The sequence below is a fragment of the Micromonospora sp. CNZ296 genome (assembly GCF_007827635.1).
On sequence record NZ_VISW01000001.1, the window covers coordinates 472,994 to 486,843 of the forward strand.

Annotated in this window: 14 protein-coding genes; 9 read left to right on the plus strand and 5 right to left on the minus strand. The window is 74.0% G+C overall.

Annotated features, from left to right (window positions below):
- Positions 1-10: 10 nt before the first annotated feature.
- The 3 genes from FB455_RS02160 to FB455_RS02170 all read right to left on the minus strand — a co-directional run bounded on the left by FB455_RS02160 (position 11) and on the right by FB455_RS02170 (position 2,518).
- Positions 11-1,375 carry a PH domain-containing protein gene (locus FB455_RS02160; RefSeq protein ID WP_047893420.1) on the minus strand — a complete coding sequence of 455 codons (1,365 nt, stop codon included), beginning with the start codon at positions 1,373-1,375 and terminating at the stop codon, positions 11-13.
- A gap of 332 nt (positions 1,376-1,707) precedes the next feature.
- Positions 1,708-2,235 carry a PH domain-containing protein gene (locus FB455_RS02165; protein WP_013287377.1) on the minus strand — a complete coding sequence of 176 codons (528 nt, stop codon included), beginning with the start codon at positions 2,233-2,235 and terminating at the stop codon, positions 1,708-1,710.
- 73 nt (positions 2,236-2,308) lie between these two features.
- On the minus strand, positions 2,309-2,518 hold the full coding sequence (locus FB455_RS02170) for a hypothetical protein (RefSeq protein WP_013287376.1): 210 nt from the start codon (positions 2,516-2,518) through the stop codon (positions 2,309-2,311).
- Positions 2,519-2,772: 254 nt separating this feature from the next.
- Here FB455_RS02170 and FB455_RS02175 point away from each other — a divergent pair, with 254 nt between their 5' ends.
- From FB455_RS02175 to FB455_RS02210, 7 genes are all read left to right on the plus strand, one after another.
- Positions 2,773-3,879 (plus strand): AAA family ATPase, encoded by a 1,107-nt coding sequence (locus FB455_RS02175; protein WP_013287375.1) that lies wholly within the window; start codon positions 2,773-2,775, stop codon positions 3,877-3,879.
- The gene (locus tag FB455_RS02180) at positions 3,858-4,805 is read left to right on the plus strand and encodes a DUF58 domain-containing protein (protein WP_041799075.1); all 948 of its coding nucleotides are present in this window, start codon (positions 3,858-3,860) and stop codon (positions 4,803-4,805) included. Before FB455_RS02175 ends, FB455_RS02180 begins: the two co-directional genes overlap by 22 nt.
- Entirely contained in the window at positions 4,802-5,752 is a 951-nt protein-coding gene (locus FB455_RS02185; protein WP_013287373.1) for a VWA domain-containing protein, read from the plus strand. Before FB455_RS02180 ends, FB455_RS02185 begins: the two co-directional genes overlap by 4 nt.
- Positions 5,753-6,319: 567 nt before the next feature.
- Positions 6,320-7,024 (plus strand): beta-ketoacyl-ACP reductase, encoded by a 705-nt coding sequence (fabG, locus tag FB455_RS02195; protein WP_013287372.1) that lies wholly within the window; start codon positions 6,320-6,322, stop codon positions 7,022-7,024.
- A 23-nt stretch (positions 7,025-7,047) separates the two neighbouring features.
- Positions 7,048-7,815 (plus strand): enoyl-ACP reductase FabI, encoded by a 768-nt coding sequence (gene fabI / locus FB455_RS02200; RefSeq protein ID WP_145751994.1) that lies wholly within the window; start codon positions 7,048-7,050, stop codon positions 7,813-7,815.
- A 135-nt stretch (positions 7,816-7,950) separates the two neighbouring features.
- A complete protein-coding gene (locus tag FB455_RS02205; protein ID WP_145751996.1) occupies positions 7,951-8,982 on the plus strand; it encodes a ferrochelatase in 1,032 nt (343 codons plus the stop codon).
- A 33-nt stretch (positions 8,983-9,015) separates the two neighbouring features.
- Positions 9,016-9,795, plus strand: coding sequence for an HAD-IIA family hydrolase (locus FB455_RS02210; RefSeq protein WP_013287369.1), 780 nt, complete (start codon positions 9,016-9,018; stop codon positions 9,793-9,795).
- A 17-nt stretch (positions 9,796-9,812) separates the two neighbouring features.
- On the opposite strand, the gene FB455_RS02215 is transcribed toward FB455_RS02210, so the two are convergent.
- Positions 9,813-10,607, minus strand: coding sequence for a hypothetical protein (locus FB455_RS02215; protein ID WP_013287367.1), 795 nt, complete (start codon positions 10,605-10,607; stop codon positions 9,813-9,815).
- 161 nt (positions 10,608-10,768) lie between these two features.
- Between FB455_RS02215 and FB455_RS02220 the strand changes: the two genes are divergently transcribed.
- Positions 10,769-11,581, plus strand: coding sequence for a DUF3097 domain-containing protein (locus FB455_RS02220; protein ID WP_091331214.1), 813 nt, complete (start codon positions 10,769-10,771; stop codon positions 11,579-11,581).
- Positions 11,582-11,965: 384 nt separating this feature from the next.
- On the opposite strand, the gene FB455_RS02225 is transcribed toward FB455_RS02220, so the two are convergent.
- The gene (locus tag FB455_RS02225) at positions 11,966-13,276 is read right to left on the minus strand and encodes a serine hydrolase domain-containing protein (RefSeq protein WP_145751998.1); all 1,311 of its coding nucleotides are present in this window, start codon (positions 13,274-13,276) and stop codon (positions 11,966-11,968) included.
- Positions 13,277-13,374: 98 nt separating this feature from the next.
- On the opposite strand from FB455_RS02225, the gene FB455_RS02230 reads away from it, so the two are divergent.
- Positions 13,375-13,848 (plus strand): NfeD family protein, encoded by a 474-nt coding sequence (locus FB455_RS02230; protein WP_013287364.1) that lies wholly within the window; start codon positions 13,375-13,377, stop codon positions 13,846-13,848.
- Positions 13,849-13,850 lie beyond the last annotated feature (2 nt).

The window sequence follows — 13,850 nt, forward strand, 5'->3', positions numbered from 1 at the left end:
GCCGCCGGGGTCAGCGGCCGCTGTCGGTACGGCGGGCGGCGCGCGACCGCTCGGTCAGCTCCGCGGCCAGCTCCCACGCGTCGGCCAGATCCCGGTCGACAGCCGCCGCCCCGGCCCCACCGGCGGTGTCCGCGTGCACGGTGGCCAGCCGCAGCAGCCGCTGCACCGGGCCGCGGGTGACGCGCACGCTCTGGATCCGGGCGTACGGCACCAGAGTCAACTGCCTGGTCAGCAGCCCGGAGCGGGCCACGAAGACCCGCTCGTCGAGACCGGCGCCGACCACCTTGCGGCTCAGCGGGCGCAGCCACCGGGCCCGCGACGGGGGCGGTGTGGCGGGCAGCGCGTCCAGCCGTACGCCGGGCAGCACCTCCGCCACGACCATCGCGCCGGTGCCCGCGTCGCCGACCGGCAGCAGCCGGTCCGGGCGGTTGCGGTCGTCCGGCTCACCGGCCGAGTAGCCGGCCACCTCCAGCCGCAGCCGCAACCACCCCTTCATCCGCCAGAGCAGCGGCCAGGTCGCCCGTACGGTCTGCACCCGGTGCAGCGGCACGGTCTGCATCCGCGTCTCCAGCAGCCCGTTGTGCACGCGCAGCGTGCCGTCGTCCCGGTCGAGCCGGAAGCTCCAGTCGTCGAGCACCCGGCGGATCGGTTGCAGCACCACGCCCGCCATCGCGGTGAGCGTGCTCGCCACCGCGATGAACGACCACGAGCCCTCGGAGAGGAACTGGGCGCCGACGAACACCAGGCCCAACGGCAGCAGGAACGCCTGCGGCGTGAGCAACTGGCTGATCAGCAGGTCCTGGTTGCGTACCGCGTGCAGCCGGCGCCCTTCCGGCACGGGCGCGACCGGCGCGCCGGGCTCGGCCGCCGGAACCGGCGCCGGGGCGGAGCGACCGGCCACCGCGAGCAGACGCTGCCGCAGCGCGGTGGCCTCGGCGACGCTGAGGTAGGCCAGGGGCGCCTCGGTCTTGCCCCCGCCGACCACCTCCAGCCGCAGCTCGGCCAGGCCGGTGAGCTGGGCCAGCAGCGGCCGGACCACCTCCACCGCCTGCAACCGCTCCAGCGGGATGGCCCGGGTACGCCGCCACAGCAGGCCCTCGTAGACCCGCAGCTCGCGGCCCACCAGGTGGTAGCCGGTGTTCCACCAGCTCACCACCGACAGCACCGTGGCGCCGAGCACGAAGACGGTGACCAGCACCGCGAACCAGCCGAACCCGACCCGCGACAGCGTCGACCAGGAGAGCCCGGCGATCACCACGACCAGCGACTTCGCGCCGTGCAGCGCCGGGCTGAGCGGATGCAGCCGCTGCCGGGGCTCCTCACCACCGGCGGGCGGCCCGGCCGCCGGACCCCACGGTCCCGGGTACGGCGGCAGCGGCGCGGGCCACGGCCCGGGCGCCGCGTCGGGTCCGGGCGGCGGCCCGTACCCGGGTGCCGCCGAGCCGGGCGGCCCGTAGCCGGGTGGCGGTGCGTACCCGGGAGGTGGCCCGTACCCGGCCGGAGGTCCGTAGCCGGGCGGAGGCCCGTCCCCGGACGGTGGTCCGGGGACGGGCGGCGGTCCGTATCCCGGCGCGGGCGGCCACGGATACCCGTTGGGCTGCTGACCCGGAGCCGGTGGCTGCGCCGCGTCGGCCGGCGTGGGCGGGCCGGGCGTCGGCTCGGGCCGGTCGTCGTGGGGCGGCGGGGCGCCGGAGTCGCTCCGTTCGCTCACAGGCCCTCCGCCCGGTCCTCGCCCAGAGCGGTCAGCCGGTCGCGCAGCCGGGACGCCTCGGCCGGACGCAGGCCGGGCACCCGCGCGTCGCTCGCGGCCGCGGCCGTATGCAATTGCACGGTGGCGAGGTCGAAGGCGCGCTCCAGCGGACCCGCGCTCACATCGACGAACTGCATCCGCGAGTACGGCACGATGGACAACCGCCGCACCAGCAGGCCGTGCCGCACGAGCAGATCGTCGTCGCGCTCGGCGTACCCCCAGGCGCGGACCGCCCGCACGATGGTGACCGACCGCCAGACGCCCATCAGCACCGCCACGCCGACGGCGGCGCCGAGCAGCCAGTGCCCGGACAGCGCCCAGGCCACGCCGAGCACCACGAGCGCCACGGCCAGCCCGATGCCGAGCCGGATCAGCTCCACCCAGATCAGGTCGCGGGAGATCGGCTGCCAGCGGACCGTGTCCGGCCAGGGCTCCAACGCGCTGCGCGAGGCGGGCGGGAGGCCGGCCGGGCCGTCACCGCTCACCGGGAGGACCTGCCGTGCTCGCCGCCGGTACGGGCTCGGGTCATCTGCTCGCTCACGCTTCGAGCGTAGGCGATCAGGGCAGCGGGACCACCTCGCGGAGGAAGCCGCGTGCGTCGAGGAAATCACCGAGGGAGCCCCGGTGGTCCGGGCAGGCCAGCCAGGTCTTGCGCCGGTCGGGCGCGTGCAGGCGGGGATTGTGCCAGCGGAGCTGGAAGGCGGCGGGCGCGCGACACCCCCGCGCCGAGCAGATCAGCGTCTCGTCCGGGGTGGTAGGAGTCGTCACCGGGGCGAGTCTAGAGGCCGCACGCCGGGAGTTTTAGCGCCGGGCGGCCACGGGGGGAGCCGCCCGGCGACGGGGTGAATCGTACACACTGCGGACCCCTTGTTGTCCACCCGTGTTCAGCGTTTCCCGCGCGGCGGGACGGCGTGGCCGGACGGCGCGGCGAAAATCGTGCCTCTCCCACCCTCGGCTCTCAGCGAGGCATGACAGTCTTGATACGCACCACGCCGCGACGACGAACCTGCTGTGGAGGACCGGTGGCCCAGCCGACCACACCCGACGTGCCGAACCCGACCGAGGTGGCGCCGGACGCGCCGCCCCCGGCGGGCACCACCCCGGCACAGGACGCCACGCTGCTGGAGCGGGCGCTGTTCGAGACCAAGCGGGTGATCGTCGGCCAGGACCGGATGGTCGAGCGGATGTTCGTCGCGCTGCTGGCGCGGGGGCACTGCCTGCTGGAGGGCGTGCCGGGTGTGGCCAAGACGCTCGCCGTGGAGACCCTGGCCCGGGTCGTCGGCGGCTCGTTCGCCCGGGTCCAGTTCACCCCCGACCTGGTGCCCGCCGACATCATGGGCACCCGGATCTACCGGCAGTCCAGCGAGAAGTTCGACGTCGAGCTGGGCCCGGTCTTCGTCAACTTCCTGCTCGCCGACGAGATCAACCGCGCGCCGGCCAAGGTGCAGTCGGCGCTGCTGGAGGTGATGAGCGAGCGGCAGGTCTCCATCGGCGGCGAGAGCCACCGGGTGCCGGACCCTTTCCTGGTGATGGCCACCCAGAACCCGATCGAGCAGGAGGGCGTCTACCCGCTGCCGGAGGCGCAGCGGGACCGGTTCCTCATGAAGATCGTCGTGGGCTACCCGACCGACGCCGAGGAGCGCGAGATCGTCTACCGGATGGGCGTGGCACCGCCCGAGCCGGCCCGGGTGTTCGACACCCCGGACCTGGTCGCCCTCCAGCACAAGGCCGACCAGGTGTTCGTGCACAACGCGCTGGTCGACTACGCGGTCCGGCTGGTGCTCGCGACCCGGGCGCCGGCCGAGCACGGCATGCCCGACGTGGCTCAGCTCATCCAGTACGGCGCCAGCCCGCGCGCCTCGCTCGGCCTGGTCCGGGCCACCCGCGCGCTGGCGCTGCTGCGCGGGCGGGACTACGCGCTGCCGCAGGACGTGCAGGACATCGCGCCGGACATCCTGCGCCACCGGCTGGTGCTCAGCTACGACGCGCTCGCCGACGACGTACCGGCCGACCACATCGTGCACCGGGTGATGTCGACCATCCCGCTGCCCGCCGTCGCGCCCCGTCAGCAGGCCACACCGCCGCCACCGGCCGTCCCGCACAACGGATGGCCCGGGCAGCGGCCGTGACCTCGCCCACCCCGCTGAGCGCCGCCGGCGACCGCTCGGGGGCCGTGCTGGCCCGGCTCCAGCTCATGGTCACCCGGAAGCTGGACGGGCTGCTCCAGGGCGACTACGCCGGGCTGCTGCCCGGACCGGGCAGCGAGGCGGGGGAGTCCCGGGAGTACCGGCCCGGCGACGACGTGCGCCGGATGGACTGGCCCGTCACCGCCCGCACCACCATGCCGCACGTCCGGCGTACGGTGGCCGACCGCGAACTGGAGACCTGGCTGGCCGTGGACATGTCGGCCAGCCTGGACTTCGGCACCGGCCGGTGGCTCAAGCGGGACGTGGCGGTCGCCGCGGTCGCCGCGCTGGCCCACCTCACCGTGCGGGGCGGCAACCGGATCGGCGCGGTGGTCGGCACCGGCGGGCCGGGGACGATGCTGCGGCTGCCCGCCCGCTCCGGCCGCAAGGAGGCCCAGGGGCTGCTGCGGGCGGTCGCCGGCGCCGAGATCCGGCCCGGCCGCAGCGACCTCGGCGCGCTCGTCGACATGCTCAACCGCCCGCCCCGGCGGCGCGGCGTGGCGGTGGTGATCTCCGACTTCCTCGCGCCGCCGCAGCAGTGGGGCCGGCCGCTGCGTAAGCTGCGGGTCCGCCACGACGTGCTGGCCGTCGAGGTGGTCGATCCGCGGGAACTGGAACTGCCCGACGTGGGGGTGCTGCCGGTGGTCGACCCGGAGAGCGGTGAACTGCACGAGGTGCAGACCGCCGACCCGGGCCTGCGCCGCCGGTACGCCGAGGCGGCGGCCGCCCAGCGCGGGGCGATCGCCGCCGAGCTGCGCGCCGCGGGCGCGGCCCACCTGCGCCTGCGTACCGACCGAGACTGGCTGCTGGACATGGTGCGTTTCGTCGCCGCGCAGCGGCACGCCCGCACCAGAGGGACGACGCGATGATCCGTTTTCTGCAACCGTGGTGGCTGCTCGCCGTGCTGCCGGTGCTCGCCCTCGCCGCCGCGTACGTCTGGCGGCAACTGCACCGCCGGCAGTACGCGCTGCGGTTCACCAACGTCGACCTGCTGCGTACCGTCGCGCCCAAGGGACTGGGCTGGCGGCGGCACGTCGCGGCCACCGCGTTCCTGCTCTGCCTGCTGGTGCTGGCGACCGGGCTGGCCCGGCCGGCGATCGACACCCGGGAGCCGCTGGAGCGGGCCACGGTGATGCTCGCCATCGACGTGTCGTTGTCGATGCAGGCCGACGACGTGTCGCCGAACCGCCTGGAGGCGGCCCAGGAGGCTGCGAAGCAGTTCGTCGGCGAGCTGCCGGAGAGCTACAACCTGGGGCTCGTCTCGTTCGCCAAGTCGGCGAACGTCCTGGTGCCGCCGACCAAGGACCGGGCCGCCGTCACCACCGCCATCGACGGGCTGGTGCTGGCCGAGGCGACCGCCACCGGCGAGGCGGTCTTCACCTGCCTGGAGGCGATCCGCTCGGTGCCGGCCGACGGCGCCGCCGGCATCCCGCCGGCCCGGATCGTGCTGCTGTCCGACGGCTACCGCACGTCGGGCCGCTCGGTCGAGGAGGCCGCCGCGGCGGCGCAGGCGGCGAACGTGCCGGTGTCCACAATCGCGTTCGGCACCGACTCCGGGCAGGTCGACATCGGCGGGCAGCTCCAGCGGGTGCCGGTGGACCGCACCGCGCTGTCCCAGCTCGCGGAGACCACGCAGGGCTTCTTCTACGAGGCCGCGTCGGCCAGCGAACTGAAGCAGGTCTACCAGGACATGGGCAGCTCGATCGGCTACCGGACCGAGCCGCGCGAGATCACCCAGTGGTACGCGGGGATCGCGTTGCTGCTGGCGCTGTGCGCGGGCGGGCTGAGTCTGCTCTGGACGTCCCGGCTGGTCTGAGCCGGAACCGGCCGGCGGTGGTCAGTGACCGCCGCCGGCCAGCACGAACAGGACGGCCACCCAGACGGCGGCGAGGGTGAAGCCCAGCGGGGCGACGTAACGGCTCATGAGTGTGCTCCGTGGCGACGGTCGGCCGGTGAGGGCCGTGGGGGGTCGGGGCGTACGCGCACGAAGTCGTGACCGGGTGCTCCGCCGCGCGGCAGGCCACACCCCGGCGTGGTCGCCGGGAAGCGGATGCGGTGCGGAGGGCGGGAAGCGGGTCAGCCGGGTGGACCGAGCCGTGGCTCAGCGGGGCTGACGGTGGGCCCGGCCACGACTGGGAGGATCGCTATCTCGCACAGCGATCACCTCCTGCGGTCGGCGGGGCCCGGAGCGGGCACGGAGCGGCCCGTAGACGCGATCATCGTACACCGGGGGTGTGGGTGTCGCGCGCGCGGCCGGCAGTCTCCGCGGACCCCCGCCGACGTCGGCCGGGGTGGGCCCTGTGACCTGCGCGGGTTAGCGCTTACCTGTCGGTAACCCCTAGGCTCCGACCGACCGAGAGATCACTGGAGCAGAGGGGGATCCGTGGCCCGAACCGTGCTGGTGACCGGCGGGAACCGGGGGATCGGCCTGGCCATCGCGCAGGCGTTCGCCAAGCAGGGCGACCGGGTGGCGGTGACGTACCGGAGCGGCGAGGCTCCCGACGGCCTGTTCGGGGTGCGGTGCGACGTGACCGACGCCGAGTCGGTCGACGCCGCGTTCACCGCGATCGAGGCCGAACTCGGCCCGGTGGAGGTGCTGGTCGCCAACGCCGGCATCACCGACGACACGCTGATCATGCGGATGTCCGAGGAGCAGTTCGCGCGCGTCCTCGACACCAACCTGACCGGCTCGTTCCGGGTCGCCAAGCGGGCCTCGACGAAGATGCTCCGCGGCCGCTGGGGCCGGATGATCTTCATTTCCTCGGTGGTCGGCCTCTCCGGCGGCGCGGGCCAGGTCAACTATGCGGCCAGCAAGGCCGGCCTGGTCGGCGTGGCCCGCTCGATCACCCGCGAGCTGGGCACCCGCAACATCACCGCGAACGTGGTGGCGCCCGGCTTCATCGACACCGACATGACAGCGGGCCTGCCCGAGGAGCGCAAGGCGGAGATCCGCAAGTCGATCCCGGCCGGCCGGATGGCCACCCCGGACGAGGTCGCGGGCGTCGTCACCTGGCTCGCCTCGGACGCGGCCGGATACGTCACCGGCGCCGTCATCCCGGTCGACGGCGGCCTCGGCATGGGCCACTGAGCAGAGCACGGAGGAGACACGCAATGTCCGGACTTCTCGCCGGTAAGCGGCTGCTGGTCACCGGCGTCATCACCGACGCGTCGATCGCCTTCTCGGTGGCGAAGCTCGCCCAGGAGAACGGCGCCCAGGTCGTGCTCACCGGCTACGGCCGGCTCTCCCTGGTGGAGCGGATCGCCAAGCGGCTGCCCGAGCCGGCGCCCGTGATCGAGCTGGACGTCAGCAACGAGGAGCACCTGGCCGGGCTGGCCGACAAGGTGCGCGAGCACGTCGACGGCCTGGACGGCGTCGTGCACTCGATCGGGTTCGCCCCGCAGAGCTGCCTCGGCGGCGGTTTCCTCGACGCCCCCTGGGCGGACGTGGCGACAGCGCTCCAGGTCTCCACCTACTCGTACAAGTCCCTCGCCATGGCCGCGCTGCCGCTGATGTCCGCCGGGGGCGCCGTGGTGGGTCTCACGTTCGACGCCACCAAGGCGTGGCCGGTCTACGACTGGATGGGCGTGGCCAAGGCCGGGCTGGAGTCCGCCTCCCGCTATCTGGCGCTGCACCTGGGCAAGCAGGGCATCCGCAGCAACCTGGTCGCGGCCGGCCCGCTGCGGACCATCGCGGCCAAGTCCATCCCCGGCTTCGACCGGTTCGAGGACGCCTGGACCGAGCGCGCCCCGCTGGGCTGGAACCTCACCGACCAGGAGCCCGCCGCGCGGGCCTGCCTGGCGCTGCTGTCCGACTGGTTCCCGGCCACCACCGGCGAGGTCGTCCACGTCGACGGCGGCTACCACGCCATCGGCGCCTGAGATGTAAGGAAGGGCCCCTTCTTAACGCCTCGTGCAGCGGAAGGGGCCCTTCTTAACACGTCGCGGCCCGGGTGGTCACCACACCGACCAGGGGGCGTCGCCACGCCGTGACGGCGGGCGAGGAAGAATGGCCTCATGGCGTACGACGCGTTGGTGCTGGTCTCCTTCGGTGGCCCGGAGCGGCCCGAGGACGTTCTCCCGTTCCTCCAGAACGTGACCCGGGGGCGGGGGGTGCCCCCGGAGCGACTCGCCGAGGTCGCCGAGCACTACCTGCACTTCGGCGGGGTGTCGCCGATCAACCAGCAGTGCCGCGACCTGCTCGCCGCGATCCGCGAGGACTTCGCCGCCAACGGCGTCGACCTGCCGGTCTACTGGGGCAACCGCAACTGGGATCCGATGCTCGCCGACACCGTCGCGCGGATGCGCGACGACGGGATCACCCGGGCGCTGGCGTTCGTGACGAGCGCGTACGGCGGCTACTCGTCCTGCCGGCAGTACCAGGAGGACATCGCCTCGGCCCGCGCCGCGGTCGGCCCGGACGCCCCGCTGATCGAGAAGCTGCGCCAGTTCTGGGATCACCCCGGCTTCATCGAGCCGCACGCCGACGCGGTCCGCGCCGCGCTGGCCCAGCTCGACCCGGCGAAGCGGGACAGCACCCGGCTGGTCTTCACCGCGCACTCCGTACCGATGTCGGCGGCGGCCACCGCCGGCCCGCACGGCGGCCGCTACACCGCCCAGCTTGAGGAGGTCGCCCGGCTGGTGCACGCCGCGGCCGCGCCCGACCTGGAGTACGACCTGGTCTGGCAGAGCCGGTCCGGGCCGCCGCAGGTGCCGTGGCTGGAGCCGGACGTCAACGACCACCTGGCCACGCTGCCCGAGCAGGGCGTGACGAGCGTGGTGGTCAGCCCGATCGGGTTCGTCTCCGACCACCTGGAGGTGGTGTGGGACCTGGACACCGAGGCGCTGGAGACGGCCAAGCAGCTCGGCCTGGACTTCGTCCGCGCCGGCACCCCGGGGGTCGACCCGCGGTTCGTGGCGATGGTCCGCGAGCTGGTCGGAGAGCGTACCGCCCCGGACGGGGAGCGGCTGCGCCGCCGACTCGGCGAGCTGCCCGCCTGGGACACCTGCCCGGCGTTGTGCTGCGTGCCCCCGGCCCGCCGGCCCTGAGCCCGACCCGACGACACCCCTGGGGACGACACGATGCTTGACCGCAAGCCGGTGCAGAGCTGGCTTACCGACATGGACGGCGTGCTGGTGCACGAGGGGCAGCCGGTGCCCGGCGCCCCGGAGTTCGTCAAGAAGCTGCGCGCCTCCGGCAAGCCGTTCCTGGTGCTGACGAACAACTCCATCTACACCCCGCGCGACCTCCAGGCCCGGCTGGCCCGGATGGGGCTGGACGTGCCGGAGGAGGCGATCTGGTCCTCGGCGCTGGCCACCGCCCAGTTCCTGGCCGACCAGCGGCCGGGCGGCACCGCGTACGTGATCGGTGAGGCCGGCCTGACCACGGCGCTGCACGCGGTGGGGTACATCCTGAGCGACTTCGCCCCGGACTACGTGGTGCTGGGGGAGACGCGCACCTACAGCTTCGAGGCGATAACCAAGGCGATCCGGCTGATCAACGACGGCGCCCGGTTCATCTGCACCAACCCTGACGCCACCGGCCCGTCGGTGGAGGGCGCGTTGCCGGCTGCCGGTTCGGTGGCGGCGATGATCTCGAAGGCGACAGGCGTCGACCCGTACTTCGTGGGCAAGCCCAACCCGATGATGATGCGCTCGGCGCTGAACACCATCGACGCGCACTCCGAGTCGACCGCGATGATCGGCGACCGGATGGACACCGACATCCTGTGCGGCCTGGAGGCCGGGCTGGAGACGATCCTGGTGCTCACCGGCATCAGCAGCCGGACCGAGGCGGAGCGGTACCCGTACCGTCCGTCGCGGATCGTCGACTCGGTGGCCGACCTGATCGACGAGGTCTGAGCCGGGGGTCTGCGGCGCTAGAGCCGCAGCGGCGCGTTGCAGGCGGCCACCAGGGCCTGCCGGCACGCGGTGGTGAGCGGACGCAGCGCCGCGTCCCGCTGCTGCGCCTCGTAGGTGTTGACCGCGCCGCCCGGTGCGCTCTCCCCGGCCAGCGCGAGCACCCGGTCCAGCACCGCGGCGCGGGCGAACAGGCGGCGGGCCCGCGGATCGAAGCCGGGCGGCAGGTCGGTGGCGCCGTCCGGGCGGCGCAGCGCGGCGAGCGCACCGGCCAGCTCCGGCCGCCACTGCGCGACGTCCAGCCGGGTCAGCGTCGCGGTGGTCTCGGCCAGCACGGCGGCGAGTTCGGCCTCGGCCTCCGCCGCACCCGGGGTGGCGAGCGACGCCTTCGGTGCGTCCGCCGGCAGCGGATGGACCCGCCAGAGCACCGTCTCCCAGGTCATCCCCGAGCCGGACGTGTGCGTACGGACCTCGGGCACCAGCCCCATCCCGCTCGCCACCACCGCCTCGCCCGCCACCAGCGCCGCCCCGGCGAATGCGCCCGGGCCGGGCAGGCCGCGCGGGTCGCCGGGCGCGGGCAGCACCAGGCGGATGTCGTCGGGTGAATGCTTGGCGAGGCTGGGCAGGGCCTCCCGCAGCGACACGTCGGTCCAGGTGCCGGGGGCGTCGGCGACGAGGTGCTCCTCGTCGCCGGCGACGGCGTCGGCCACCTCGTCGAACGGCACCAGGCCGGCTCGCCAGGCACGCACCCAGGCGACGAACCGGCTCGACCGGCGCGCAGCCAGCGTGGCCGCGCCCGTTGCGGGGGAGGACATGCGGAAAGGGTACGTGCTCCGCGCCGCTGCTGTCTCGGCTGCCGCACCGGCGGCGCGACCTGGCCCCAACTACCCCCTTCGCACCGTTTCGTGCCGACGGATGACGGCCCGGTCGGCGCGTCGCCGGGCGACACGCCGGGGCACTGGTTAGCGTCAGCGGCATGGCGGGGCGATACGACGGGGACGTGCTGGCCGGCGACTGGCGACGACGGAAGGTGACCCCCGAGGTCGACGCCGAACCCGACCTGGTGGTCGAGGACGCCGACTCCGGATTCTGCGGCGCCGTCGTCGGCTTCGACTCCGGCGCGGTGGTGCTGGAGGACCGGCACGGCCGGCGGCGCAACTTCCCGCTGCTGCCCGCCGCGTTCCTGCTCGACGGCAAGCCGGTCACGCTACGACGGCCGGTCCGCGTCCCGGTGCCCGCCGCGCGCCGGCGTACCGCGTCCGGGTCGATCGCTGTGGACGGCGTACGGGCGCAGGTCGCCAAGGCCAGCCGGATCTGGGTGGAGGGCGTGCACGACGCCGCGCTGGTCGAGCGGATCTGGGGTGACGACCTGCGCATCGAGGGCGTGGTGGTGGAACCGCTGGACGGCATCGACGCGCTCGCCGACGAGGTGCGCGCGTTCGGCCCCGGCCCGGGGCACCGGCTCGGCGTGCTCGTCGACCACCTCGTGCCCGGCTCGAAGGAGAGCCGGATCGTGGCCCGCGTCAACTCGCCGCACGTGCTGGTCACCGGGCACCCGTACGTCGACGTGTGGCAGGCGGTACGCCCGGCGGCGCTGGGTATCGCGGCGTGGCCAGTGGTGCCTCCGGGGCAGCCCTGGAAGGAGGGCGTCTGCGCGGCGCTCGGAGTGGGCGAGCCGGCCGACATGTGGCGGCACATCCTGTCCCGGGTGGACAGTTTCGCCGACGTGGAGACGCCGCTGATCAACGCGATGGAGCGCCTGATCGATTTCGTCACCGAGCCCGGGTGATTAGTCGCTGCCCGGTCGCGGTTGCTGTCAGGGCTGTGGTTGCGGTTGGGGTCCGGGGGCGACCGTGCCCGGCTCCGGGCGGTCAGGCTTGATCCCTGCGCCGGTCACGGTCGCCCCCGGACCCGCCGTGCACCGACCCCGCCCGCCCCGCCCCCGTCCCCCGGTCCCGGGCGCCCTCGCCTGGTTGATCAAGGAGTTTGTGGGCGTATCGGAGATCAACGCCGACACAAACTCCTTGATCACCGGGGTGAGGGTGGCCGGAGTGTGCGTCGATCTTGCAGTTGCGGTCCGTGTGGATCGGGCATATGGGGCGAAGTGCGGGCCGCAAGTGCAAGATCGACGGGGGCGGGGCGGGGCGGGGCGGGGGCGGGGCGGGTGGGGCTGTCAGGGGAGTTCGTCGGGGGTGCGGGTCAGGACGAAGGTGGCTATGTCCAGGGCTGTCGGGGTGCCGGAACCGTCTCGGATGACGGTGAGGATCTCGCCGTCCTGGGAGCCGGAGCGGCCCCGCCACCGGTCCGGGCCCTCCGGGGTGAACCGGAGCACCGGCCTGCCCACCAGACCGCCGACCAGGTCACCGGCGGCGTCGACGCGGAACTCGTACTCGCCGCCCATCCACCACCAGCGGCCGGTCAGCGCGGCCACGTCGGCGGCGGGCGGGCCGGCCGGGCGCCAGGGGGCGGGCGCGGCCGGTTCGGCGTCCAGCACCAGCGTGAGCGCCTCCCGGCCGAGCGCGCCGACGTGGTGGCCGCGCAGCCCGTACGCGTTGGCGAAGTTGACCACTGCGGTGCGGGTGGGCCGGTGCACGGCCAGGCCGGCGACGTACCCGGGCATGGAGCCGCCGTGCCCGACGTACACCCGGTCGCCGACCCGGTAGAGCTCCACGCCGAGGCCGTGGCCGCCGGTCCACGAGTCCAGGTCGTTGATCACCACTGGGGCGCACATCTCGGTGAGCGTGGCGGGGGAGAGCACCGCCGGGTCCGGGTCGGCCAGGAACGCCGCCCAGCGGCCCAGGTCCTCGACCGTCGACCAGAGCTGCCCGGCCGGGGCCATCGCCCCGGTGTCGGTACGCGGCTCCTCCCGCAGCGTCTCGTGCCAGGGGTGGACGACGTAACCGGGGGCGTACGGCTCGGTGGGGTGGTACGTGGTGCGGCGCATGCCCAGCGGTGTCAGCAGCCGCTCGGTCAGCAGGTCCGCCCACGGGGTGCCGGTGATCCGTTCCAGCACGGCGCCGAGCAGCCCGTACGCCAGGTTCGAGTAGTGGTAGACGAAGTGCGGCGGATGAGCGATCTTGTCCGGCGTCAGCCCGGCCAGCAGCGTGTCCAGGTCCGTGCCCTCGGCGCGCTCCCACCAGTCGCCGTCCGGCTCGCGTTGCAGGCCGCTGACGTGCCCGAGCAGGTGGCGCACCGTCACCGTGCCGACCGGGGTGCCGGGCAGGTGGGCGTCGAGCGGGTCGTCGAGCGCCAGCCGGCCGGCGTCGCGCTGCTGCATCACCAGCACCGCGGTCATGGTCTTGGTGATCGAGCCGACCCGGTACTGGAGGTCGCCGTCCGGGCGGGGCGTCTCACCGGCGACCGCCAGGTGCGCCAGCCGGCCGTCGCGGACCACGCCGAGGGCGAGCGAGGGACCGCGCCCCTCGGCCTGGGCCCGGGCGACCAGCAGGTCCACCTGACGCGCGGTCTCGGGCAGCAGGGGCATGTCGTCCTCCTCGTCGGCGGGTGCCGCGGTACGCCGTGCCGAGCCTAGCGATCATGACAGTTCGATGACACGTGCGTTGACGTGTCAGGATTGTTCTCGTGGACGCCGTGTTCTGGATCGTTCTGGGTGTGGTATTAGCGGTCGCCGAGATCTTCACGACGACGCTCTTCCTGATCATGTTCGGGGTCGGGGCGTTCGCCGCCGCCGGCGCCGCGGCGCTCGGTGCGCCGGTGGCGCTCCAGGCGGTGGTCTTCGCGGCGGTGTCGGCGCTGTCGGTGGCGGTGGTCCGTCCGGTGGTCCGGCGGCACGCCCGGCCGACGCTGGAGACCGGGGAGCAGCCGTTCGGGGTCGAGGCGCTGGAGGGGGCCACCGCCGTGGTCCTGGAGCCGGTCGACGCCGACCGGGGCATGGTCAAGATCGATGGTGAGCTGTGGACGGCCCGCTCGTACGACGCGACGCGCACGTACGCCGAGGGTGAGCGGGTGCAGGTGATCAAGGTCCGGGGCGCTACCGCCCTGGTATGGCAGGACGACATTTCCACCCCGGGTGAGCTGCCCGAAGCGAAAAGGTGAAC

Bases quoted from the DNA above. Each gene is read 5' to 3' on its own strand.
- FB455_RS02225 (WP_145751998.1), bottom strand. From the start codon at position 13,276: ATGCCCCTGCTGCCCGAGACCGCGCGTCAGGTGGACCTGCTGGTCGCC.
- FB455_RS02205 (WP_145751996.1), top strand. From the start codon at position 7,951: ATGGCGTACGACGCGTTGGTGCTGGTCTCCTTCGGTGGCCCGGAGCGG.
- fabI (WP_145751994.1), top strand. From the start codon at position 7,048: ATGTCCGGACTTCTCGCCGGTAAGCGGCTGCTGGTCACCGGCGTCATC.
- FB455_RS02215 (WP_013287367.1), bottom strand. From the start codon at position 10,607: ATGTCCTCCCCCGCAACGGGCGCGGCCACGCTGGCTGCGCGCCGGTCG.
- FB455_RS02185 (WP_013287373.1), top strand. From the start codon at position 4,802: ATGATCCGTTTTCTGCAACCGTGGTGGCTGCTCGCCGTGCTGCCGGTG.
- FB455_RS02210 (WP_013287369.1), top strand. From the start codon at position 9,016: ATGCTTGACCGCAAGCCGGTGCAGAGCTGGCTTACCGACATGGACGGC.
- FB455_RS02180 (WP_041799075.1), top strand. From the start codon at position 3,858: ATGGCCCGGGCAGCGGCCGTGACCTCGCCCACCCCGCTGAGCGCCGCC.
- FB455_RS02220 (WP_091331214.1), top strand. From the start codon at position 10,769: ATGGCGGGGCGATACGACGGGGACGTGCTGGCCGGCGACTGGCGACGA.